At 59.1% G+C, this 23,468-nt stretch carries 22 protein-coding genes; 16 read left to right on the forward strand and 6 right to left on the reverse strand.

Going from position 1 to position 23,468, the window contains the following annotated elements; translation table 11 throughout:
• Position 1: 1 nt before the first annotated feature.
• From IV109_RS12640 to speD, 3 genes are read right to left on the reverse strand one after another with little or no spacing between them, the layout of a single operon-like run.
• Positions 2 to 1,399 carry an aminopeptidase P N-terminal domain-containing protein gene (locus tag IV109_RS12640; RefSeq protein WP_296696948.1) on the reverse strand — a complete coding sequence of 466 codons (1,398 nt, stop codon included), beginning with the start codon at positions 1,397 to 1,399 and terminating at the stop codon, positions 2 to 4.
• Complete coding sequence (locus tag IV109_RS12645; RefSeq protein WP_296697153.1) at positions 1,396 to 2,163, reverse strand: nucleotidyltransferase family protein; 768 nt, start codon at positions 2,161 to 2,163, stop codon at positions 1,396 to 1,398. Before IV109_RS12645 ends, IV109_RS12640 begins: the two co-directional genes overlap by 4 nt.
• A 14-nt stretch (positions 2,164 to 2,177) precedes the next feature.
• Complete coding sequence (gene speD / locus IV109_RS12650) at positions 2,178 to 2,558, reverse strand: adenosylmethionine decarboxylase (protein WP_296696950.1); 381 nt, start codon at positions 2,556 to 2,558, stop codon at positions 2,178 to 2,180.
• Between the two features lie 124 nt (positions 2,559 to 2,682).
• Here speD and tkt point away from each other — a divergent pair, with 124 nt between their 5' ends.
• The 5 genes from tkt to IV109_RS12675 all read left to right on the forward strand — a co-directional run bounded on the left by tkt (position 2,683) and on the right by IV109_RS12675 (position 8,098).
• Positions 2,683 to 4,722, forward strand: a complete 2,040-nt coding sequence (tkt, locus tag IV109_RS12655) for a transketolase (RefSeq protein WP_296696953.1) — start codon at positions 2,683 to 2,685, stop codon at positions 4,720 to 4,722.
• Positions 4,723 to 4,779: 57 nt separating this feature from the next.
• Entirely contained in the window at positions 4,780 to 5,778 is a 999-nt protein-coding gene (gap, locus tag IV109_RS12660; protein WP_296696956.1) for a type I glyceraldehyde-3-phosphate dehydrogenase, read from the forward strand.
• A 345-nt stretch (positions 5,779 to 6,123) separates the two neighbouring features.
• On the forward strand, positions 6,124 to 6,708 hold the full coding sequence (locus tag IV109_RS12665) for a 2-hydroxychromene-2-carboxylate isomerase (RefSeq protein ID WP_296696958.1): 585 nt from the start codon (positions 6,124 to 6,126) through the stop codon (positions 6,706 to 6,708).
• Complete coding sequence (locus tag IV109_RS12670; protein ID WP_296696960.1) at positions 6,705 to 7,403, forward strand: SDR family NAD(P)-dependent oxidoreductase; 699 nt, start codon at positions 6,705 to 6,707, stop codon at positions 7,401 to 7,403. Before IV109_RS12665 ends, IV109_RS12670 begins: the two co-directional genes overlap by 4 nt.
• Positions 7,404 to 7,525: 122 nt before the next feature.
• The gene (locus IV109_RS12675) at positions 7,526 to 8,098 is read left to right on the forward strand and encodes a TetR/AcrR family transcriptional regulator (RefSeq protein WP_296696961.1); all 573 of its coding nucleotides are present in this window, start codon (positions 7,526 to 7,528) and stop codon (positions 8,096 to 8,098) included.
• Here the strand turns inward: IV109_RS12675 and IV109_RS12680 are convergent.
• Positions 8,095 to 8,943, reverse strand: coding sequence for an IclR family transcriptional regulator (locus IV109_RS12680; protein WP_296696964.1), 849 nt, complete (start codon positions 8,941 to 8,943; stop codon positions 8,095 to 8,097). The genes IV109_RS12675 and IV109_RS12680 overlap by 4 nt on opposite strands.
• A gap of 162 nt (positions 8,944 to 9,105) precedes the next feature.
• On the opposite strand from IV109_RS12680, the gene IV109_RS12685 reads away from it, so the two are divergent.
• The 5 genes from IV109_RS12685 (at position 9,106) to IV109_RS12705 (ending at position 13,863) form a co-directional block, all read left to right on the forward strand.
• A complete protein-coding gene (locus IV109_RS12685; RefSeq protein ID WP_296696966.1) occupies positions 9,106 to 10,686 on the forward strand; it encodes an AMP-binding protein in 1,581 nt (526 codons plus the stop codon).
• 2 nt (positions 10,687 to 10,688) lie between these two features.
• On the forward strand, positions 10,689 to 11,417 hold the full coding sequence (locus tag IV109_RS12690) for an SDR family oxidoreductase (protein WP_296696968.1): 729 nt from the start codon (positions 10,689 to 10,691) through the stop codon (positions 11,415 to 11,417).
• A gap of 51 nt (positions 11,418 to 11,468) precedes the next feature.
• Positions 11,469 to 12,086 (forward strand): 2-hydroxychromene-2-carboxylate isomerase, encoded by a 618-nt coding sequence (locus tag IV109_RS12695; RefSeq protein ID WP_296696970.1) that lies wholly within the window; start codon positions 11,469 to 11,471, stop codon positions 12,084 to 12,086.
• Entirely contained in the window at positions 12,080 to 13,054 is a 975-nt protein-coding gene (locus IV109_RS12700) for a tripartite tricarboxylate transporter substrate binding protein (protein WP_296696972.1), read from the forward strand. The genes IV109_RS12695 and IV109_RS12700 overlap by 7 nt, the downstream gene beginning before the upstream one ends.
• 74 nt (positions 13,055 to 13,128) lie before the next feature.
• On the forward strand, positions 13,129 to 13,863 hold the full coding sequence (locus IV109_RS12705) for an SDR family NAD(P)-dependent oxidoreductase (protein WP_296696975.1): 735 nt from the start codon (positions 13,129 to 13,131) through the stop codon (positions 13,861 to 13,863).
• Between the two features lie 113 nt (positions 13,864 to 13,976).
• Here IV109_RS12705 and IV109_RS12710 read toward each other — a convergent pair whose 3' ends face one another.
• The gene (locus tag IV109_RS12710) at positions 13,977 to 14,585 is read right to left on the reverse strand and encodes a TetR/AcrR family transcriptional regulator (RefSeq protein WP_296696976.1); all 609 of its coding nucleotides are present in this window, start codon (positions 14,583 to 14,585) and stop codon (positions 13,977 to 13,979) included.
• Positions 14,586 to 14,647: 62 nt separating this feature from the next.
• Between IV109_RS12710 and IV109_RS12715 the strand changes: the two genes are divergently transcribed.
• The 6 genes from IV109_RS12715 to IV109_RS12740 all read left to right on the forward strand — a co-directional run bounded on the left by IV109_RS12715 (position 14,648) and on the right by IV109_RS12740 (position 20,497).
• Entirely contained in the window at positions 14,648 to 16,969 is a 2,322-nt protein-coding gene (locus IV109_RS12715; RefSeq protein ID WP_296696978.1) for a molybdopterin-dependent oxidoreductase, read from the forward strand.
• A gap of 89 nt (positions 16,970 to 17,058) precedes the next feature.
• A complete protein-coding gene (locus IV109_RS12720) occupies positions 17,059 to 17,847 on the forward strand; it encodes a ferredoxin--NADP reductase (protein ID WP_296696981.1) in 789 nt (262 codons plus the stop codon).
• 19 nt (positions 17,848 to 17,866) lie between these two features.
• On the forward strand, positions 17,867 to 18,205 hold the full coding sequence (gene fdxA, locus IV109_RS12725) for a ferredoxin FdxA (protein WP_296696982.1): 339 nt from the start codon (positions 17,867 to 17,869) through the stop codon (positions 18,203 to 18,205).
• Positions 18,206 to 18,227: 22 nt separating this feature from the next.
• Entirely contained in the window at positions 18,228 to 18,797 is a 570-nt protein-coding gene (locus IV109_RS12730; protein WP_296696984.1) for a nitroreductase family protein, read from the forward strand.
• Positions 18,798 to 18,858: 61 nt separating this feature from the next.
• Positions 18,859 to 19,278, forward strand: a complete 420-nt coding sequence (locus tag IV109_RS12735) for a YchJ family protein (protein ID WP_296697155.1) — start codon at positions 18,859 to 18,861, stop codon at positions 19,276 to 19,278.
• A gap of 88 nt (positions 19,279 to 19,366) precedes the next feature.
• Entirely contained in the window at positions 19,367 to 20,497 is a 1,131-nt protein-coding gene (locus IV109_RS12740) for an ABC transporter substrate-binding protein (protein WP_296696986.1), read from the forward strand.
• Positions 20,498 to 20,552: 55 nt separating this feature from the next.
• Here IV109_RS12740 and IV109_RS12745 read toward each other — a convergent pair whose 3' ends face one another.
• Entirely contained in the window at positions 20,553 to 23,456 is a 2,904-nt protein-coding gene (locus tag IV109_RS12745; RefSeq protein WP_296696989.1) for a DNA topoisomerase III, read from the reverse strand.
• Positions 23,457 to 23,468: the final 12 nt, after the last annotated feature.

A 23,468-nucleotide genomic window follows, 5' to 3' on the forward strand; every position in this document is an offset into this window, starting at 1 on the left:
CTCAAGCCCGCATCAGGGCCTCGATCTCATCGGCTTTCACCGGTACCCCACGGCTCACCAGTTCGCACCCGGTCGCGGTCACGATGGCGTCGTCTTCAATGCGGATGCCGATGTTGTGGAACTGCTCGGGCACGCCAGCGGCCGGTCGCACATAGATGCCGGGCTCAATGGTCAGCACCATGCCAGGGTGCAATACGCGTGCCGGTCGGTTGATGATGACCTCGCCCGTGAGTGCGTCCTTGCGTTCGCTGGTCTGGCCCAGTTCGGACGGCTCCAGATAGCCGCCGCAGTCATGCACGTCCATGCCCAGCCAATGGCCGGTGCGGTGCATATAGAACTGGAAGTAGGCACGCTTCTCGATCACGTCGTCCACGCTGCCCACCTTGTTTCCATCCAGCAGACCCACGTCCAGCATGCCTTGCGCCAGCACTTTCACGCTGGCATCGTGCGGGTCGGTGAAGCGGGCACCGGCTCGGGTGGCGGTCACCGCGGCTTCCTGCGAAGCCAGCACCAGGTCGTAAAGCGTGCGCTGCGGCCCGGTGAATTTGCCATTGGCGGGGAAGGTGCGGGTGATGTCGGAGGCATAACCGTCCAGTTCGCAGGCGGCATCGATCAATACCAGCTCGCCATCGCGAATGGGCGCGTCGTCGGCCCGGTAGTGCAGCACACAGGCGTTGGCACCGGCCGCAACAATGGAGCCATAGGCCGGGTGTTGCGAGCCAAGACGGCGGAACTCGTGCAGCAGTTCGGCGTCCAGATGGTACTCACGCACGTCCTGACCTTCGCGCAGCATGCGCGCGCACAATTGCATGGCCCGGATATGGGCGCCCGCACTGATTTGTCCGGCGCGGCGCATGATGGCCTGCTCGCCCAGGTCTTTGATCAGGCGCATTTCGTCCAGAATGCTGCACAGGTCGCGCTGTTGGTCGGGACACAAGGCGCCAAAGCGCACGCGGGCCCGCAGGCTGCCCAGCCAGCCGTCCACACGCGTTTCCAGGCCTTTGTGCGTGGCAAAGGGGTACCACACCACTTTGTGGCAGTCCAGCAGCCTGGGCGCTTGCGTGTCCAGCTCGGTGATGGAAAACGCAGTGTCCACGCCCAGCGCCGCCGGTGCGGCCTCAGGCCCCAGTCGGTAGCCGTCCCAGATTTCGCGCTCCGCGTCTTTGGGCGCACAGAACAGGGTGCTCTTGCCGTCGCCCGTGATGACCAGCGTGGCGTTGGGTTCCTTGAAACCGGTCAGGTAGTAGAAGTAGCTGTCGTGCCGGTACAAAAAATCGGCGTCGCGGTTGCGCACCTGTTCGGGCGCGGTGGGGATGATGGCAACGCCATCGTTGCCCAGTTGGGTGGCAAGCAGGGCGCGGCGTTGGGCGTAGGGGGATGTCATGGGGGTGGTGCTCATGGATGGGGTTGTGCCTGGCGCAAGGCACGGTTTTGATTCAGGAACTGGAGTCGCTCGGGGGTTCCGACATCGGTCCAGTCGCCGGTATACATTTCGGCGCTGACCAGACCCTGCGCCATGGCTGCGCGCAGCAGCGGGGCCAGCGGCGCTTTGATGCCATCAGGGTTGCCTTTGGGGATGCCGCAAAACGGGGGCGCAAACAGAGCGCTTCGGTACAGGCCGATGGTGGAGTAGGTGTATTTCACCTCGGCCTGATTCAAGGCCAGACCATCAGGTGCCATGCCGAAATCGCCTTTGAGGTTGTGTGCCGGGTTGGGCACGAGCCAGATGTGGGCCAGTTTGCCGCTGGCGGCAAAGCGCCGCACCGCATCGGGTGAAAACATGAAATCGGGGGCAAACACGTCGCCGGCCAGCACCCAGAACACCTCGCCCAAGCGTGGCAAGGCGCGCACGATGCCCCCGGCGGTTTCCAGCGCCCCACCAAAGTCCAAGCCTTCGTGGGAGTAGTTGATCGTCATTCGCTCTTGTTTTGATAGCGTATGGGGCCTATTTGACGCTGGCTGGAGAATGAAATCATGCCCAAACGTCTGGGAGATCTGGTCACCCAGCCAAGCCGTGTTCACCACCACCTGGTTAAAGCCCCCGCGTCCCAACGCTTCCAATGGCCACTGCATCAGTGGTTTGCCCCCCACCTGCAACAGCGGTTTGGGCGTGTGGTCTGTCAGCGGACGCATGCGTTCGCCGCGCCCGGCGGCCAGGATCATGGCGATGATGGGACTCATGCGGCAAGCGCTCCCCGTGTCAGGCGGTGGTGTTCCGTGTGGCCGGGTTCGAACAGGGCGACCAGCGTGTCCAGCAGCGCGTGGGCCTTGGCGGAGTGATCGCCACCAAAGTTGCACACATACACGTCGAGCGTCACGGCGCGCTGCTCGGGCCAAGTGTGCACGCACAGGTGCGACTCGGCCAGCAGCACCGTGGCTGTCACGCCACCGGGACCCTGCGCGGTGGCGGGAAAGGTGTGAAACACCTGCGCCACCGCTTGCAGCCCCGCCGCTGTGACGGCCCGCACGCAGCGCTCGCCTAAAAGAGCCGCGTCGGTGAGCCACAGCGGGGCACAGCGGCACTGGTGAAGATCGGCGGTCAGATGAAGTCCTTGCATGGGTGAGACTATACGCATTGCAGGCCGCGCTTGCCCCGGCCATGGCCGTAAACCGGGTCTTCGGCGGCGCCCGGTAAAATACCGGGTTTCCCCCTACCCCCCAGAACTTCCGGAGTTGGCACAGATGGCTGATACAGAACAAACTAGCAGCGCAAACCGCGCCGACATGGCCAATGCGATTCGCGCTTTGACGATGGATGCCGTCCAGGCTGCCAACTCGGGTCATCCCGGTGCACCCATGGGCATGGCCGATATGGCTGTCGCTCTGTGGGGCCAGCACCTCAAGCACAACCCCGCCAATCCCAACTGGTTTGACCGCGACCGTTTTGTTCTGAGCAATGGCCATGGCTCCATGCTGCTGTACGCGGTGTTGCACCTCACCGGCTACAAGCTGCCCATGGCCGAGTTGAAGAAATTCCGCCAACTGCACAGCAAAACCGCAGGCCACCCTGAAGTGGGCGTTACCCCCGGCGTGGAAACCACCACCGGCCCGCTCGGCCAGGGCATCACCAACGCCGTGGGCATGGCACTGGCAGAGAAGCTGCTGGCCAAGGAATTCAACCGCGAAGGCCACACCGTTGTGGACCACAACACCTTCGCCTTCCTGGGCGATGGTTGCCTGATGGAAGGCATCAGCCACGAAGCCGTCGCTCTGGCCGGTGCCTGGAAACTGAACAAGCTGGTGGCCCTGTACGACGATAACGGCATCTCCATTGATGGCCAGGTGGCCCCCTGGTTCATCGACCAGACCTCCTTGCGTTTTGTCGCCTGCGGCTGGAACGTGCTCGGCCCGATCAATGGTCACGATGCGGAACTGGTGGCCAGCACCCTGGCCGAAGCCAAGAAGTCAACCGACCGGCCGACCCTGATCATCTGCAAAACACACATTGGCAAAGGCAGCCCGAACCGCGCCAACACCGCCAAGGCCCACGGCGAGCCCTTGGGCGCCGAAGAAATCCAGTTGACCCGCGAGTCGCTGGGCTGGCCGCACAAGCCCTTTGTCATTCCGCAAGAAGTCTATGCCGCGTGGGACGCGAAAGCCGCCGGTGCTGCCGCCGAGCAAAGCTGGAACGACCGGTTTGAAGCCTACAAGGCCGCACACCCTGACTTGGCCAAAGAACTGGTGCGCCGCATGAAGGGCGAGTTGCCCAAGAATTTTGTGCAGGTGGCGGTGGACACGGTGGTGGCGGCCCACACCAAGGCCGAAACCGTGGCCTCGCGCAAGGCCTCGCAGCTGGCGCTGGAATCGTTTACCGCGGCCCTGCCGGAAATGCTGGGTGGCTCGGCCGACCTGACCGGCTCCAACCTGACCAACACCAAGAGCACGCCCAATCTGCGCTTCGACTCCATCACGGGCGAAGGCAATGGTGGGCGCCATATCAATTACGGTGTGCGCGAGTTCGGCATGGCCGCCATCATGAATGGCATTGCGCTGCACGGCGGCTACATCCCTTACGGTGGTACTTTTCTGACCTTCAGCGACTACAGCCGCAACGCGGTGCGCATGGCCGCACTGATGAAGCTGCGCGTGGTGCATGTGTTCACGCATGATTCGATCGGTCTGGGCGAAGACGGCCCGACGCACCAGTCCATCGAGCACGCTGCGTCCTTGCGCCTGATTCCGAACCTGGACGTGTGGCGTCCGGGCGATACCGCCGAAACCGCCGTGGCCTGGACCGTGGCTTTGCAGAACAAGAGCAAGCCTACGGCTCTGCTGCTTTCGCGCCAGAACATCAATTACGCCCCCAAGTCCGGCCTGGAAGACATCAGCAAGGGTGCTTATGTGCTGGCTGAGCCCAGCGAAGTCGGCATGAAGAAAAAAGCCCAGGCCGTGATCATCGCCACAGGCTCTGAAGTGCAGTTGGCCCTCAAGGCGCAAGAACTTCTGGCTACCAGAAAGATAGCGGTTCGCGTGGTCTCCATGCCCAGCAACACCACCTTCGACAAGCAGAACGCGGCGTACAAGAGCGCCGTGCTCCCCGCAGGCGTGCCCCGCATTGCAGTCGAAATGGGTGTCACCGAGGGCTGGTGGAAATACGGCTGTGCTGCTGTGGTCGGTATCGACACTTATGGCGAATCGGCTCCGGCGCCGGTGCTGTTCAAGCATTTTGGCTTCACGCCCGAGAATGTGGCCGACACCGTGGAAAAGGTTCTGCGCAAGTAAGAATTGCGCTTGCCCGAGCGCTCAGGTTTCAAGTTTCAACCATTGGAGAAAAAGCAAATGACGATCAAGATTGGTATCAACGGCTTTGGCCGTATTGGACGCAACGTGTTGCGCTCTGCACTGCAGAACTTCAGCGACATCGAAGTCGTTGGCATCAATGATTTGCTGGAGCCGGACTACCTGGCTTACATGCTGCAATACGACAGCGTGCATGGCCGCTTCGATGGCCAAGTGTCCGTGGAAGGCAATACCCTGGTCGTCAATGGCAAGAAAATTCGCCTGACGCAAGAGCGTGACCCGGCCAACCTGAAGTGGAACGAAGTCGGTGCCCAGGTTGTGATCGAGTCCACTGGCCTGTTCCTGGACAAGGTCACTGCGCAAAAGCACATTGATGCGGGTGCCAAGAAGGTTATCCTGTCTGCGCCTTCCAAGGACGACACCCCGATGTTCGTGTTCGGCGTGAACCACGGCACCTACAAGGGCGAGGCCATTATCTCCAACGCCTCCTGCACCACCAACTGCCTGGCCCCTCTGGCCAAGGTGGTGAACGACAAATGGGGCATCAAGCGCGGCCTGATGACCACCGTGCACGCGGCGACCGCCACGCAAAAAACCGTCGATGGTCCTTCCAACAAAGACTGGCGCGGCGGCCGCGGCATTCTGGAAAACATCATTCCTTCCAGCACGGGCGCAGCCAAGGCCGTGGGTGTGGTGATTCCCGAGTTGAACAAAAAGCTCACCGGCATGTCGTTCCGCGTGCCCACGTCCGACGTGTCGGTGGTGGACCTGACGGTGGAGCTGAACAAGGAAGCCACGCTCAAGGAAATCTGTGCCGAGATCAAGGCCCAGTCCGAAGGCGCGCTCAAAGGCGTGCTGGGTTACACCGAAGACAAGGTGGTGGCCACCGACTTCCGTGGTGACACCCGCACCTCCATCTTCGATGCCGACGCCAGCATTGCACTGGACGGTACCTTCATCAAGCTGGTGAGCTGGTACGACAACGAATGGGGCTATTCGAACAAGTGCCTGGAGATGGTGCGCGTCGTCGCCAAGTAAGCGTCAAGGCCCCGATGATTTCGGGGCCTTCGCGGGCGGTGCTCAACCACGTCGCCCGCCATGTCGTTCCTGTGCAGTCTTCAAACGGACTCGACATCGACGTCTGTTTCTCCCCTCTCTCCCGTCTTCATCACCGCACGAATGCAGGGACACCTGCGCGTAAATCATGCGCGACAGGTGAAGCAGCATTTCCGCGCATTCATCCATAAGACCGTGTAATAACTTGGGCGATACCCGCCACGATAGTCACTCACGCGTCACATCTGGATGATGGTCATCATGTAGATTACGAGCTTCGCCGTTGCGGACTACGTCGCGACCTACAAAGACCACCGTGGAGAAACTATGAATTCGCTGGAGTTCTACTTTGATTACCGAAGCCCATACAGCTACCTTGCTTTCACACAGTTCGCCAATCTGAATGCGAATTTGATCATGGTTCCGTTTGACATCCTGGATGTCATGAAACGCGTGGAAAACGTACCGACCTCGGTGATCTGCGGCGCAAAAAACCGTTATGTGCAAAAGGACCTCAAGCGTTGGGCAGAGCTGTATGGCGTTCAGCTGAATCGACATCCCAAAGCCAATGAGATCGACGCTCGCCGGCTGCTGCGTGCCACATTGGCGGCCGGGCAACTGGGGGACATGACGAGCGCTGCTGCGGCGATTTTTCATGCCCGATGGCGTGACCACGCACCGCTCGAAACCAGTGAACAAATTGCAGCGCTTCTTGGGCAGGCTGGCTTCGATAAAGCAGCACTTGAATCGATGATCGATGACGCCGCGCTGGACAAAGCCCTTGACGAATTGTCGGCCGCTGCTGCGGCGCGAGGTGTGTTCGGTGCGCCCACGTTCTTCGTGGGCGAAGATATGTATTTCGGCAACGACCGGTTGGACTTTGTCCGCAACAGGCTGGAGGTTCAACAATGAAGCCGCTGGTTCTGATCACTGGTGTGGGTCCCGGCACGGGTTCTGCGCTTGCACGACGCTTTCACGAGGGTGGCTACCAGGTCGCCATGATGGCACGCAACGCGGAAAGACTGGCAACCCTGGAGTACGAATTGCCAGGATCGATCGCTGTCCCTTGCGATGTGTCCGATCCGCAGGCCTTGGAAAATGCGTTGGATTCCATGGAAGCCAAAGTTGGCGCACCCACGGTGGTGATTCACAACGCTGTGGGTGGCGCATTTGGGAGCTTCCTGGACATTGCGCCTGAGATACTTGAACGCAATTTCAAGATCAACGTCATGGGGCTTCTTCATCTGGCACGATGGGCCGCACCGCGGATGGAGCGCGCAGGAGGAGGCACTCTGCTTGTGACGGGCAACACCTCTGCGGTACGGGGCAAGGCGAACTTCGCCGGTTTTGCACCTACCAAAGCAGCGCAACGCATACTGGCCGAATCAATGGCCCGCGAGATGGGACCCAAGGGTGTCCACGTGGCCTATCTGATGATCGACGCAGTCATCGATCTGGCTTGGACACGCGAACGCTACAAAGATGCCTCAGATGATTTTTTCATCAAGCCGGAAGATATTGCACAGGAGGCCTGGCACATCGCGCACCAGCCACGCTCCGCATGGTCGTTCCTCACGGAGATTCGCCCATTCGGTGAGCGGTGGTAGTGGCACGCCACCGCACTTGGTTCGGCAGCGCTTCTTTTGCGTAGCGCGCTGTTCAGTTCGGGCTTGACCGGGGCGCCCTATAAAATTACCCCGATCAAGCATCGAAGATCAGGGGTAATCTCATGGGGCACTCACAGGCGGACAAGGCGAACAGCCGCGAACGAATCTTGAAGGAGGCTGCGACGCAGATTCGAGCTGGCGGACTTGCGTCCATCAGCGTTGGAAAACTCATGCGCAGTGTCAATCTGACGCATGGGGGCTTCTACGGCCACTTTGCGTCGTCCTCAGAGCTTCTTTCCGAGGCGATAGAGCTGGCCTTGAGTGAAGGCGAACTCAAGGGCGCTGCGGCGGATGCCGGTAAAACACGCGGGTATTCGACGATGGTTCGCGGCTATTTGAGCAGGACCCATCGAGATTCCCGCGAGACGGGATGCGCCATTGCCGCATTGGCCTCGGAGGTGAGCCGATCCGACGAGGGCACGCGCTCGGTCATGGAGTCCCATGTCGAAAGCTTCATTGCGAATATTGCCCGCACGCTCAACACTGAAAATGACGAAGACGCCATGGTTGCCGTGAGTGCCATGATCGGCGCACTCACACTCTCACGAGTGTTCACGGACACCAAACGGTCCGATGCGTTGCTGCGCGTTGTGCGCGATCATGTTCTTGCGCTGAATTTGAAGGATCAGGATTAGTCGCTGAGTCGTTGCTTGATCTCTTGCACCGCCGCGATGAGCAGGGGCCGTACTTCCGCCATGTAGGACTCGCGACTGCGCGTCATCGCGGGGCCTGCGGCCGTGATCACCATGTCGGGCAAGGCATTGCCCAGGCACAGGGGAATTCCGATACCGTGGACTTCCGCGCGCCAATCGCCGAATGATCCACAGCAGCCCTGTTCGGCAAGATCCGCGACCGCCTGTTGAATCCCGGCATTGATCTTTGGCCAATTGACAGGATCCAGTGCACGAATGCGTGCCAGGATATTGCGCCGGGAAATCTCATCCATGCCTGCCAGGCAGGCTTTTCCCATGGCTGTGGTGCCGATGGGAATGCGCGAACCCACATTCAATTGAAGGGTGACGATGGAATTTCCATGGAAAGTGTCCACGTAGAGCATCGCGAGATCGTCCCGCACACCGAGCGAGAGCTGCAAACCCGTGGATTGGGCAACGGCCTGCAATACCGTCCGACTCTTCTCCTTGACCTCCAGACGCGCCAGGGTCGAGCCGCCAATGCCCAGCGCCGCCATGCCCAGCCGGTAACGACCCGATGTCAGGTCATGGTGCAAATAGCCCATCTTGGTCAATGTATAGGTCAGGCGCGTCACCGTGGATTTGGGCAGCCCGCAGCGCTCAGCCAGTTGCTGATTACCAAGGCGTTCTTCCCCTGACCGGAAGCAGCGAAGAACCTCCAGGCCCCGCGCCAGTGCGGTCACGAATTGGCGGTCACTGCCCTCCGTTTGCGCCCGCGCGTCCCGTTCTGCAGGTGCGGGACCCGGTGCCTCGGTGTGTTGCCTGGTGTCGTTGGGCTGGGAAGTCATGTTGGGCCGATCATTTCATGGGGTTAACAAGAAAGCACGGAATCTCTATAAGTTCCGCCAAGCGGTTTCAAAGTTTGAATTATCCGGTATTAGTCGAAATAAAAACCGCTAGTCGGAATATGATTGCCTTTGATTCACGCAAACTCACGACGAAAGACTCACATGACGGGAACTGTGCAGGACCCTGGTGCCATAACGCGGATTCACCAGCTGCTCGACAGATGGATCCAATCTCAGCCCGACGCACCGGCCTTGCGGGATTCAAACCTTGCGTTGACTTATGGGCAACTGGATCAGGTGGCCACGGCGGTCATGCTGGAGCTAAAAAGCGTGGGCGTCCGGGCGGGTGACCGGGTCCTGGTGGTGGGCGAAAACTGTGTCGCGCAGGGCGTCCTGGTCATTGCGCTGAGTCGCATGGACGCGTGGTGCATCCTGTCCAATGCACGCTTGTCTGACCGTGAAATCGATGTCTTCATCGAACACTCCCGCCCGCGCCGGGTCCTCTATACCCACACGGTTTCGAGCGATGCAGCCCGGCATGCTGAGCGTCACGGCGCGCAGCCCGTGACATGGCCAGGGATCGGAGAAATGCAGCTGGGCCCACTTGACAGTGAAACCTGGGCAGAGCCCGTCGCGAGCAGCGCAACCGAGCAGGTCGCGGCAATCATCTACACCTCCGGCACCTCAGGCGCACCCAAAGGCGTGATGCTCACCCATGCCAACCTGATGTTCACTGCCAAATCCGCAGCGCGCATGCGCAGTCTGTCCCCGAGGGATCGTAGCTACTGCGTTTTGCCCATGGCACATGTCGTGGGCATTGCAACGCAGTTCCTTGGCTCGATGTGTGGCGGTGCGTCGGTATTGTTCGAACCACGCTTCACACCGGCCGAGACAGCGCGCGTGCTGGATGAAGAGGGAATTACCTCCTTTGTCGGTGTGCCAGCCATGTACGCGCGCCTGCTCGAATGGGCGCGCAGCACGGGGCATGTACTCAAGACCGACAGTGTGCGTTTCCTCGCAGCAGCCGGTTCACCCATGACCGCGCCATTGAAGGCGGAAGTCGAGGCTACTTTCGGCCAGGCCTTGCACAACGGGTATGGATTGACGGAGTGCGGCCCCACGATTTCACAAACGCGCATAGAAGCTCCGCGCAGTGACTGTGCAGTGGGCCACCCGATTGACGGCGTGAATGTGCGCATCGTGGATTCACGGGGACACGATGTTCCCCTGGGAGACGTGGGCGAGCTCTGGGCAAGAAGTCCCGGCTTGATGAAAGGCTACTACCTGAATCCGGCAGCCACGGCAGAAGCCATCAATACTGACGGCTGGTTCAACACCGGCGATATGGCCCGATTCGATTTGGATGGTGCGCTGAATATCGTCGGACGAACCAAGGAACTGATCATCCGTTCCGGTTTGAACGTGTATCCGGTCGAGGTCGAGCAAGCGATCAATGCCCACAGCGACATTGTGCAATCGGCCGTTGTGGGCCGCACTGTCGGGCATAACGAAGAGGTCGTCGCATTCGTCGAGAAACGTGAGGGAAGTTCGCTCGATGCGGCGACGCTGCAACAGTACCTGCGAGAGAAATTAGCCCCTTACAAAGTGCCCACCGAGGTGTGTTTTCTGGACGCGCTGCCAGCAGCACCCACAGGCAAGGTTTTGAAAAACGTTTTGAAAAAGACCGCACAGGATTCGGTGAAGACTTCGCCTGAATACCCGCAACAGTTACAAAGGAGTTGAGCATGAGTGAAAAGAAAGCCATTCTCGTCATCGGAGCCGGTGACGCCACGGGCGGTGCGATTGCGCGACGCTTTGCGCGGGAGGGTTATGTGGCCTGTGTCACCCGGCGTAGCGAGGAGAAGTTGCAACCATTGGTGAATCAGATCCGTAGCAGTGGCGGCGAGGCGCACGGCTTTGGCAGCGATGCGCGCAAGGAAGAGGAGATGATCGGACTCATCGAGAAGATCGAGCGGGAGATCGCGCCGATTGAAGTTGCCGTGTTCAATATCGGCGCCAATGTGCGCTTCCCGATCACGGAAACGACGTCGCGCGTCTACCAGAAAGTGTGGGAGATGGCTTGCTTTTCAGGTTTCCTCATGGGACGGGAGGCCGCCAAGGTGATGCTGCCCCGTGGCCGTGGAACCATCATCTTTACCGGTGCCACCGCCAGCCTGCGTGGACGTGAAGGCTTTGCAGCCTTCGCCGGCGCCAAACACGCTTTGCGTGCGCTGGCCCAGAGCATGGCCCGTGAACTTTGGCCGAAAGGAATTCACGTGGCCCACCCGGTGATCGATGGTGCGATTGACACCGAGTTCATCCGCTCCAATTTTCCGGAACGCTACGAGCTGAAAGAACAGCAAGGCATTCTGAACCCGGACAGCATCGCGGAGGCCTACTGGCAGATACACATGCAGCCGCGCGATGCGTGGACGCACGAAACAGAATTGCGGCCCTGGATGGAAACCTGGTGACGCACCTGCGACGATTTGTAAAAATTTTCTGAAAATGATTGGAGCCCACCCATGACCAAGCCCGCAGTTCAATTCATGTTCGACTTCGGAAGTCCGAACGCCTACCTCTGCCACAAGGTGATCCCGGAAATCGAGGACCGGACCGGTGTCAAGTTTGAGTACGTTCCTATCCTGCTGGGCGGCCTCTTCAAGCTCACCCACAACCGCTCTCCAGCAGAGGCATTTGCAGGCATTCCCAACAAGCAGGCTTACGATGCACTCGAAGTCAAACGATTTGTAGCCAAACACCACTTGACCCGGTTTCAGCGCAACCCGTTTTTCCCCGTCAATACGCTCAAAATCATGCGTGGGGCTGTTGCAGCGCAAAAGCTCGGCAGCTTTGCGCCCTACGTGGAGGCGATGTATTCAGCCATGTGGGAGCAGGGGCGCAACATGGATGACCCGGCGGAGATCGTCGCGGTGTTGAAGGCGGCGGGAATTGATGCCGACAGTTTGCTTGAAGCGTCACAACTGCCCGACGTCAAGAACGGGCTTCTTGCCAATACACAAGCTGCGTCTGAACGCGGCGCCTTTGGTTCCCCCACCTTTTTTGTTGGAAACGAGATCTACTTTGGCAAAGATCGCCTTCGGGATGTTGAGGAAGAAATTCTGAGGGTGGCAGCATGCTGAAAATGAAACCGTCACTTTTCTACACGGTGTTGGCCGCGATAGTCTCAATTCAAGGGGTGCAGGCACAAGAGAAGTCAAGCGCCTATCCCTCTCGCCCGATCAAAATCATCATTGGTTTTGCACCGGGAGGATCGACAGACGCACCGATGAGGGTGTTGGCCGAAAGTGCATCCAAAATTCTGAAGCAAGCGGTTGTCATCGAAAACAAGCCGGGCGCTGGCGGCACCATGCCCGCCACCATTCTCCAAGCATCGCCCAATGATGGTTACACCCTGGGCATCGCCTCTTTGGGAATTTATCGACTCCCTTACACCACCGACCTCAAGTGGGATCCATCCAAAGACCTCACTTACATCATCGGTCTTACGGGTTATGCATTCGGCATTGTGGTGCCATCGTCTTCGCCCATCAAAAATTGGAACGACTATGTGGCTGCAGCCAAGGCCAAACCCAATCAACTGACTTATGGAACCCCTGGTGTCGCCACGACCAATCACCTGACCATGGAGCGGATATCCAGAGCCGCTGCCATCCAACTGAATCACATTCCCTACAAGGGATCAGCAGAGTCGTTGCAAGCATTGCTTGCCGGGCAAATCGACTCGGGCGCGGAGACGTCTGCATGGGCCCCCCATGTGAAGGACGGCAAAATGCGTTTGCTTGTCACGTGGGGACACAAGCGGATGCCAAGTTTTCCGAACGTGCCAACTTTGCAGGAGGTTGGTATCAACATGAGCCAGACCTCTCATTGGGGCCTGGTTGCTCCCAAGGGGACTGACCCAACAATCATTGAAAAGCTGCATGTTGCATTCAGGCAAGCCATGGAATTGCCTGATTTCAAGCAAGCCTTGGCGCGCTATGACATGGAGCCCGAGTACCGCAGCTCAAAAGACTTTCGCCAGTTTGCCATCGACACCATGCGGCAGGAAAAAGAAACGCTTGATGCACTGGGCTTGAGTCGTAAATAAGCCATTACCCAGGCCGCGTTTGAAGCCGCGATCGTTATGCAAAGTTAACCATGGGTTGTGAAGAGGAGATCCTGATGAGTCAAGAAAACGGAACGGCACTGATCGTCGGCGTCGGCGCGAGCCGGGGCCTGGGCGGCGCCGCCGCCAGACGTTTTGCCAGAGAGGGCTTGCATGTGGTGGTGGCGGGACGTACGCCGGAGAAGCTCGACAAGGTCGTCGCGGAAATCCGCGGTGCGGGTGGATCGGCACAAGCCGTGGTGGGGGACGGCTCCAATGAAGCCGATGCAGCGAGATTCGTCGCCACTGCCGAAGCGCATGGGCCGCTTGAGTTGGTTTTGCACAATGCGGGTACCAATCGGCGCGATGCATTTCTGGAACTTGAAGTGGGTGCGTTCGAAGCTTTATGGCGCGAGCATTGCCTCGGTGGCTTCCTGACGGGCAGGGAGAGTGCGCGACGCATGGTGACACGCGGCAGGGGCACGATTCTTTTTACCGGAGCCTCGGGTTCCCTGCGCGGACGCGCGTTGTTCGCCGCATTTGCCGCGGCAAAAGCCGGTCTGCGTGCCACCGCGCAAAGCATGGCGCGTGAGTTGGGCCCCAAAGGCATTCATGTGGCTCACATCGTCATCGACGGTGGCATCGAGGGGGATCGTTTGCTCTCGGCGTTTCCTGATCGCCAGAATGAGAAGGGACCGGATGGATTGCTCTCGATCGACGCCATCGCGGAAACCTACTGGCAAGTTCATCTGCAGCAGCGCAGCGCCTGGACGCATGAACTGGAACTGCGGCCCTGGTCGGAACCGTTTTGATCATTGCCTGGGCGCCGAGGACCTTCACCCTGTCGTCCGCGATAGCGGAGCGAAAGTTCTCATCGTGTGACAACGAACTGTCCGACGCGCGCCTCACATCATCCGCCGGTGAATTACTCTTTATCAGGCGTATTGACCAGAAGATTCGCACCCGCAGCCCGAACGGCATTCACTATTTCGCGCTTGACGGAATCATGGGACATGGCACGCGCAATCATCACGGCACCGACGTTTTGGGCGATCAGTGTCCATGCGGTGGTGTCCGATCCGGTCAATTCCTTCAATACGTTTTTGAATTGAAGAACTCCGGTTTCGAATACTGCACGTACGTCGTCAGTGGACTGTGCTATTTCTGCAGTCAAGGAGGGGAGTGGACACCCGCTCTCTGGCGATCGGACGTGCTGCATGCTGAGATAGCTTGCCAGCGCTTTGAGCATTGCGTCGGTGTCGCCAGGTTTCACGTTTGCAAAACGATGCAGGGTTCGATCCAGTTCTGCTTCGATAAGCGCAGAGAAAAGAGCGGTCTTGTTGTCAAAGTGCTTGTACAACGAACCAGTGGTCAGGCCCGCCGCACCCGCAAGTGCATCCACACCAGTCGCAGCAAAGCCATGCTTCTTCGCATAGCTCCCGCTCTTTGACAGCAGCTGCTGCCGTATCTGATCTTTGTGCTCTTTCGAGTAACGCATAGGAGTTTGAAGTTCAGGTGAAACGTCTATTGACATCAACGGTGTTATTTTATAGGATAACGATCATGATCCAAAAACAAAATTTATCGAGGTGACATATGAGCAGTCCTGAGTCGACAGAGTGGAAAAAAACGGCATGCATCATCTGCGCGCTCAATTGTGGTCTTGAAGTCCAGACCAAGGGTCCGCGGATCATCCGCATTCGTGCAGATAAGGAGCACCCTATTTCCCACGGATACCTGTGCGAGAAGGCGCAGCGCATGGACTATTACCAGAACGGCGCTGACCGACTGTCTTCCCCCATGCGCAGGCGAGCTGATGGAAGCTATGAGGCGATTGACTGGGATACGGCGATCGGCGAAATCGCGGAGAAATTTGCTGCCATCAAATCCAAGTACGGCGGTGAAAGCATTCTCTACTATGGCGGCGGCAGTCAGGGCAACCACTTGGGCGGCACGTACGCAGACAGCACGATCAAGGCATTGGGAATCCAGTACCGCTCCAATGCGCTGGCGCAGGAGAAAACGGGTGAGGCTTGGGTGCAGGGCAAGATGATGGGCTCAGGCGTGCATTGTGATTTTGAGCATGCCGAGGTTGCGGTCTTCCTCGGCAAGAACCCTTGGCAGTCTCACGGCTTCGCAAGATCCCGCGTGATTCTGCGCGACATGCAAAAGGATCCGAACCGTTTCATCATCGTCATTGACCCCTGCAAGACAGAGACTGCCGAGATGGCCGACTACCACCTGGCGGTGAAGCCGGGAACTGATGCCTGGTGTCTTGCCGCCATGACGGCGATCATCGTCCAGGAGGGCCTTGTGCCAATGGCGTGGCACGAAGAGCACACGACCGGGCTCAATGACATCGTCGCTGTGTTACGACGTATACCTGTTTCACGGTATGCCCAAATTTGCGGCGTTGACGAGGCCTTACTACGCAGTGCGACGCGTTGTATCGCGCAGGCTAAGAGCGTCTCCATGCTGGAGGATCTGGGTGTGCAGATGAACATCCACTCCACACTCAACAGCTATCTGAACCGTCTGGTTTGGCTGTTGACCGGGCACTATGGCCGCCCGGGCACCAACAATGCCTTCGTACCCTTCCTCAATTTGTCTCATTCGGGCCGCGACCAAGCCAAGAAAGCGCCGAAATCTGCCACGGGTGTGCCGAAGGCCGGTCGAACCAGCCCGGTGACGGGCTCCAAGATCATCATGGGCTTGATTCCTTGTAACGTGATTCCGGAGGAAATTCTCACGGATCATCCCAAGCGCTTGCGTGCCATGTTCATCGAAAGCTCCAATCCAGTGCATTCACTGGCCGATAGCCAGAAGATGCGCGAAGCCCTGCGTGCCCTGGAGCTGAGCGTGGTGATTGATGTGGCGATGACGGAAACTGCCCAACAGGCCGACTATGTGCTTCCGGCCTCCAGTGCCTTTGAAAAAGCAGAAGCCACTTTTTTCAATATTGAAGTTCCCAAAAACGGATTTCATCTGCGGCAACCGCTATTCGAACAGCGCAAAGGCACTTTGACCGAAGCAGAAATCCACGCACGCTTGGTAGAGGCACTTGGAGCCGTGGGGCCTGCGCAATATGGATTGCTGCGCAAGGCCGCTCGCTGGGGACTGCTTCCTTACGCCTTGGCTTTTGGGTGGAAATCCATGCGCGACAAGCGTGTGGCCCGCAATGCCCCGGTGGTGCTATATCGAACCCTGGGGCCATATATGCCAAAGGGTATGGAGGCTGGAGCATCGCTGTGGGGAATTTGCCAGATGTACGTTCGCCAGCAACCGCAGGCGGCCGCTCGTGCCGGTTTTGGCGGCCACTCCCTATTGGCGGCCAACCGTTTGTTCAAAGCCATTGTGGGTAGTCCCTCGGGAGTGGTCTATGCCGATACCGAATACAGCCACAGCTGGAAGGCGGTGCGCCTTCCAGGTCAAAGAATCAATCTTTGGATTCCGGAGTTGCTGCCGGAAATTGAGAAACTGGCGCAAGGTGGTCCTGCAGTGGATGCGCAGTACCCATTCGTACTCTCTGCCGGCGAACGCCGTACCGAAACCTCCAATACGACGTTCCGGGACAGCACTTGGCACAAGAAGGGTCCCTTTGGAACCCTGCGTATTTCTCCCCAGGATGCGGCCGAGTTGGGGTGCCAGGCGGGGGATTGGGTCCGGGTCACCACACGCCGTGGAAGCGCCGATGCTGAAGTGGAGCTGTCCGAAGCACTTCAATCCGGGCATGTTTCATTACCCAACGGCCTGGGCTTGGACTATCGCCGCGCCGATGGTGTGGTCGAGCGCAAAGGTGTGTCTCTCAACGAGCTGACGGGCGTCATGGAACGGGACCCTATTGCCGGAACACCTTGGCACAAACGGGTGCCGGCGCGCATTGAGCGAATTCCCACGTCGGCGCCCGTCACTGCCTGAGCTTTCGCATCCTGCATTTGTCACCGCCCCTCGCGCTGTATTGAAGCGGCGCGGGGATCAATTTAGCCCTTTGAGACCCCAAGCACCTCATGAGTTCAAGCAGCAGTCCCGCACTCCTTAAGGAGACAGTGCTCAGCGTCCACCATTGGAATGACACGCTTTTCAGCTTCACAACCACACGCAATTCCGGGCTGCGCTTCCAGTCTGGCCAGTTCGTGATGATTGGTCTGGAGATCCAGGGGCGCCCTTTGCTGCGCGCCTACAGCATCGTCAGTCCGCATTACGAGGAGCATCTGGAGTTCTACAGTATCAAGGTGCAGAACGGTCCCCTGACCTCGCATTTGCAGCACCTGCAGGTGGGTGACACGCTATTGGTGGGGCGTAAGCCGACGGGGACGCTGATCAAAGACAACTTGCGCCCTGGTCGCAACCTTTACCTCCTGAGCACAGGAACTGGCCTGGCGCCTTTCATGAGCATCGTGCGCGACCCGGACTATTACGACGCCTATGAGCACATCGTTCTGGTCCATGGGGTGCGGTATGTCAGCGAGTTGGGCTACCACGATGACATCAAGGAGACCTTGCCCATGCACGAATACCTCGGCGAGGCAGTTCAGCAAAAGCTGCGTTACTTCCCCACCGCGACGCGGGAGCCGTTTGTGCAGCAGGGTCGTATCACCGACTTGCTGGAATCAGGAAATATCGAACGCGAACTCGGGCTACCTGCCATCGATCCATTGCACGACCGCGTGATGGTATGCGGCAACCCCGGGGTGTTAGCCGATCTGGTGGAGATTCTGCACCGACGAGGATTCGATGAAGGCTCCATGCAAAAGCAGGGTAGCTACGTCATTGAGCGCGCCTTTGTCGAGAAGTAAACAGAAAGGAAACAAGATCATGACCTTTGTCGTTACCGAATCCTGCATCCAATGCAAATACACCGACTGCGTGTCAGTCTGCCCTGTCGATTGCTTCATGGAGGGGCCGAACTTTCTGGTGATTGACCCCAGCGGCTGCATAGACTGCGGTGTGTGCGTGCCAGAGTGTCCAGTGGAGGCCATCTTTGCCGATGATGATCTGCCAATAGATCAGCTTCAGTTCCTGGAAGTCAATGCCGAGATTGCCGCAAGCGGAAAGTGGCCCATCCTTGCCACGCAAAAGCCGCCACTGCCAGACCACGAAAAATACAAGCCGATCAAGAGCAAGGTGGGTCTGCTCGATCGCAATGGCGCATAAATCACATGATCAAGCAGAGGCTGTGGCGCAATTGATTGCGTGGCGTCAAACGGTATCGCCAAAGAGACTGATGGAGCCTGGGCCGCAAGAGCAGCAAGTCAGCCAACTCTTTCAGGCGGCGGCTTGTGCGCCAGACCATGGTCAGATAAATCCATGGCGACTCCTGATCATTCCCAAGAGTAGGCGCTCCGAGTTGGGCGATCTGTTTGCGCAAGCCCTCCTGGAGCGGGACGCGAGTGCAACTCTTGAGCAAGTTTGTCGAGCCCGAGAAAAGGCCTTTCATGCGCCATTTCTGATGCTTCTCATTGTTGACGAAGGAGAGCCAGCGCACGAAATTGATGCTTGCGAGCGTGTTCTGGCTGCCGGATGCGCTGTTCAAAGCATTCTGCTGCTTGCAACAGCAATGGGCTACGGCACGGCGCTGACAAGCGGGAAAGCGCTGAAATCCAACTGCCTGCGAGACAGCCTGGGTTTGCGCCTTACGGAACGCGCCATCTGCTTCTTGAATGTCGGTACGGTTGAATCGAAAAGACCGTTCAAGCCAAGACCGAATGAAAATCAGTTTGTCAATGTATGGGGGAACCCTGCATGAGCCGGCAGGCAGAATTGAAACTCAAGATCTGCGCTTGCAGCCCCCGCGATACCATTGCGCCATGAAGAAAAACCTGCATCCTGCTCACGCCCCCTGCCCGTGCGAAAGCGGCGAGCCTTACGCAGCGTGTTGCGGTCAGTGGCACGCGGGGCTGAACGAAGGCGTGCACGCCCCCACGCCCGAGGCGCTGATGCGCTCGCGTTACAGCGCCTATGTCTTGGGCCTGATTGATTACCTGCTGGCCACCTGGCATCCCTCCACGGCGCCGGGCGAACTGGAGCTCGCGCCGGTCAAGTGGCTGGGGCTCGAAGTGCGCCATGCACAGTCGGCGGGTGACGCCGGGGTGGTGGAGTTTGTGGCGCGTTGTCGCGACGGCGGACGGGCGCAGCGCATGCACGAAACCAGCCGTTTTGTGCGGGAAGCGGGGCGGTGGTACTACATCGACGGGCAGGTGGAAGAGCCCGCGGAGCCGGGTCGGTAACAGGCCGGTTGCAAATCCCCGTCGATAAATAACGGGAATTCAGTTAGTCTTGCGTTTTTCAAGACGTATTGAGACCAAGGGGAATTCCATGAACCGCATCAAAAAGCTGGCCGCACTGGCCATGGTCTGTATCGCCTCGCTGGCGTCGGCCGAGAACGGCGTGACCGACAAAGAGATCGTCATTGGCCAGTTCGCCGTCATCAGCGGTCCGGCGGCTCAATTGGGACTGCGCATGCAGCTTGGTATGCAAACCTATTTCAAGGCCATCAACGCACAGGGGGGTGTCAATGGCCGCACGATCAGGTTGGTGACGCGGGACGACGGCTATGAGCCGGAGAAAGCGGTGGCGGCGGTCAAGGCGCTGATCAATGAGGACAAGGTGTTTGCCCTGGCAGGCTCCGTGGGTACGCCGACCGGTTTGGCCGCATTGCCGATCCTGACCGAAGAACAGGTACCTCTGGTGGGCATGTTCACGGGTGCACAGGCGCTGCGCGAGCCTTTCAACCGGCAGGTATTTCATGTGCGGGCCAGCTACTTTGACGAGACGGAAAGCATCATTCAGCATCTGACCACTCTGGGCGTCAAAAAGATCGCAGTTTTTTACCAGAACGATGCCTACGGCAAGGCCGGTCTGGAAGGCGTGACACGTGCCCTGGACAAACGCAAACTCAAGCCGGTGGCGATCAGCACGGTGGAGCGCAACACGGTGGATGTGGCCAAGGCGCTGGTGGAGATTCTGAAAGCAGAGCCTGAGGCGGTGGTGCAAGTCGGGGCTTACAAGGCCTGTGCCGCTTTCATCAAGCAGGCCCGGGCCAAGGGCTATGGCGGTCAGTTTTTCAACGTCAGCTTTGTTGGCTCTACCGCGCTGGCTGAGGAACTGGGCGATGCGGGCCAGGGCGTGGTGATTTCGCAGGTGGTGCCGTTTCCTTTTGCAGGCAAGTCCGCAGTGGTACGTGAGTACCAGCAACGCATGATCGAAGCGGGGCAAAAAGACTTTGACTTTTCAAGTCTGGAAGGCTACATCACCGCGCGCGTGCTCACCGAAGGCCTGCGCCGCACCGGGAAAAACCTGACGCGCGATGGACTGATCAGCGCGCTGGAGTCGATGCGGGATGTGAACCTGGGCGGTTTCACCGTCAACTACAGCGCCAAGGACCATCAGGGCTCCAACTTCACCGATCTGACCATCATTGGGCGTGGTGGCAGGTTCATGCACTGAACTTGTCCAGACGGGCCGTCACGCCATCGCTGGCGGCCCGCCTCGTGAGTGTCTCTCAGCTCAGGTGCTTGCCAACGATGCCTGCCAACTCGAACATCGTCACCTGCGGCTTGCCGAACACGGCCAACAACCTGGCGTCCGCATTGATGGCGCGCTTGTTGGTGGCGTCCTGCAGTTTGTTGGCCTTGATGTAATCCCACAGCTTCTTGATGACTTCGGTGCGGGCGACCGGTTCTGCACCAATCACGGCCGCCAGCTCCGCGCTGGGTAGCTTGCCACTGGCGGCTGTCGTTTTGCGCGGCGCCTTGGGCTTGGCTGTTTTGGTAGCGGGCTTGGCCGTCGCTTTGGCGCTTGGCGCTTTCTTTGCAGGCGCTTTTACGGTTTTGGCAGCCGTCTTGCGCGGCGGAAACTTGGACGGTGCAAACTCAAAGTTCACCTTGCCGGCTTCGGCGTCCCAGGCCAGCATGGCCTTGAAGCCCCGGCGCGTGCGCATGGAGACAAACTTGTCCAGCAGATCGGTCTTGCCAGTCTCCAGCAACTTGCTCATCTGCTCACGCACAATGGGCTGTTGCAGGATGATCTGGCCGCTCTTGAAGTCACAACTGGGCGTGGCTTGCGCGTGTGTGGGGACTGACTTCTCGCAAACATAGCTCTTGCCGTGTTCGAACACGGCGCTACCGCATTTGGGGCAGGCGCCGAGCGATTCCTGACCGGTGAAGTCAATCAGCTCGCCACTTTCTTCCCCCTTCCTGTCGTCGCCAAAATCGAATTCCAGCTTGTAGTTCTTGGTCTCCTCGTCGAACTTGATGATCATTTCGGCGGTGAAGGGCCAGCCCGCCTTGGAGCGGAAGCCGTCCAGTGGGCCAATCTTCTTGTCGCGCAGGAACTGCTCCACTTCCGCCACCTCGAAGGTACGGCCAGCCGGGGTCTTGCCGAAGGAGAAGCCGCAACCCTCCTCGGTCCCGGATTTGCCGGTGCAGGTGTAGCGGCGGTAGTTTTCCTTGACGATGCCACCGCAGTTGGGGCACGGGGCGCTCAAGGTGGCGTAGTCACCGGGGATGGTGTCGCGGTCGTATTCCTTGGCTTTTTTCACCATGCGCTCGGTCATGGCGGCAATCTCCGCCATGAAGGATTCGCGGCTGAGCTTGCCGTGCTCCATTTGCGCCAGCTTGTATTCCCATTCACCGGTCAATTCCGCCTTGGTCAGTTCCTGCACGTCCAGGCCGCGAAGCAGCGTCATCAGCTGGAAGGCTTTGGCCGTAGGAATCAACTCCCGGCCTTCGCGCAGCATGTATTTCTCGGCAATCAAGCCTTCGATGATGCTGGAGCGGGTGGCAGGTGTGCCCAGGCCCTTTTCCTGCATGGCTTCGCGCAGTTCGTCGTCTTCCACGGTCTTGCCCGCGCCTTCCATGGCACCCAGCAAGGTGGCTTCCGAATAGCGCGCTGGAGGGCGGGTTTTGAGGGCCTTGGGCTCTACGGTTTCAGTCTTCACTTTCTCGCCGGGGGCTACGGGCACCAGGCTTTGCCCCTTGTCGCCGTCCTTGGCGTCGGCCACTTCTTCGGCAGCCTCTTTGCCGTAAATGGCGAGCCATCCCGGCTTGACCAGCACCTTGCCTTCGGTTTTGAAGGCGTGGTTGGCCGCGGTCGTGATTCGCGTGGTGACCTGGTATTCCGCACTGGGGAAAAACACCGCCATGAAGCGGCGCACCACCAGGTCATAAATCTTTTGCTCGGCCTCCGACAGGCCGCTGGGCGCCTGCAGTGTCGGGATGATGGCAAAGTGATCCGAGACCTTGGCATTGTCAAAAATGCGTTTGCTGGGTTTGACGTAATTGCCCTTGATCGCGGTGGCCGCGAAAGGCGCCAGGTGCTTCATGCCGCTGTCAGCCAGCATGGTGAAGGTGTCCTTGACCACGGGTACGTAATCTTCCGGCAGGGCGCGCGAGTCGGTCCGTGGATAGGTCAAGGCCTTGTGGCGTTCGTACAGGCTTTGCGCAATGGAGAGCGTGGTCTTGGCGCTGAAGCCGAACTTGCCATTGGCCTCGCGCTGCAAACTGGTCAGGTCAAACAGCAACGGGGAGGCCTGGGTGGTGGGCTTGCTTTCTTCCGTCACCGTGGCCTGTTGGCCGCGTACCGCGTCGGCAATGGCCTGTGCCTCGCGCTGGGTCCAGACGCGGTCAGCCTTTTTCTCGGCGTCGTCGGCATCCTTCTTGTGCGCGGGGTTGAACCACTTGGCGGGGTATTCACCGGCCTGGGCGCCAAAGGACGCGTGAATTTCCCAGTAGTCGCGGCTGATGAATTTGCGGATCTGTTCTTCACGCTCCACCACCACGGAGAGCGTGGGCGTCTGTACCCGGCCTACGGTGGTCAGGAAGAAACCACCGTCGCGTGAGTTGAATGCCGTCATGGCCCGGGTACCGTTGATGCCCACCAGCCAATCGGCCTCGGAGCGGCAGCGCGCGGCATCGGCCAGTGGTTGCATTTGTGCATTGGTGCGCAGGGCGCCAAAGCCATCGCGAATGGCTTGCGGTGTCATGCTTTGGAGCCACAGGCGACTGACTGGCTTGCCCAGCGGTTTGGCACCACCAGCATATTGCTCGATCAGGCGGAAGATCAACTCCCCCTCGCGCCCCGCGTCGCAGGCGTTCACCAGCTTGTCCACGTCCTTGCGCTTGGCCAGCTTGACCACGGCATTCAGGCGGGTCTTGGTCTTGTCCACCGGTTTGAGGTCGAAGTGCGGCGGGATAACCGGCAGGTTGGCAAAGCTCCATTTGCCGCGCTTGACGTCAAATTCCTCGGGCGCCTGGATCTCCACCAGGTGGCCCACGGCGCTGGAGACGACATAGGTGTCGCTCTCGAAATACTCGTCGTGCTTTTCGAATTTGCCCACGCTGGGCGTAAGCGCCCGCACGATGTCTTGGGCGACGGAAGGCTTCTCGGCGATAACTAAAGTTTTCATCTGACTACAATC

The organism is Rhodoferax sp. (genome assembly GCF_018780565.1).
Lineage (GTDB): Bacteria > Pseudomonadota > Gammaproteobacteria > Burkholderiales > Burkholderiaceae_C > Rhodoferax.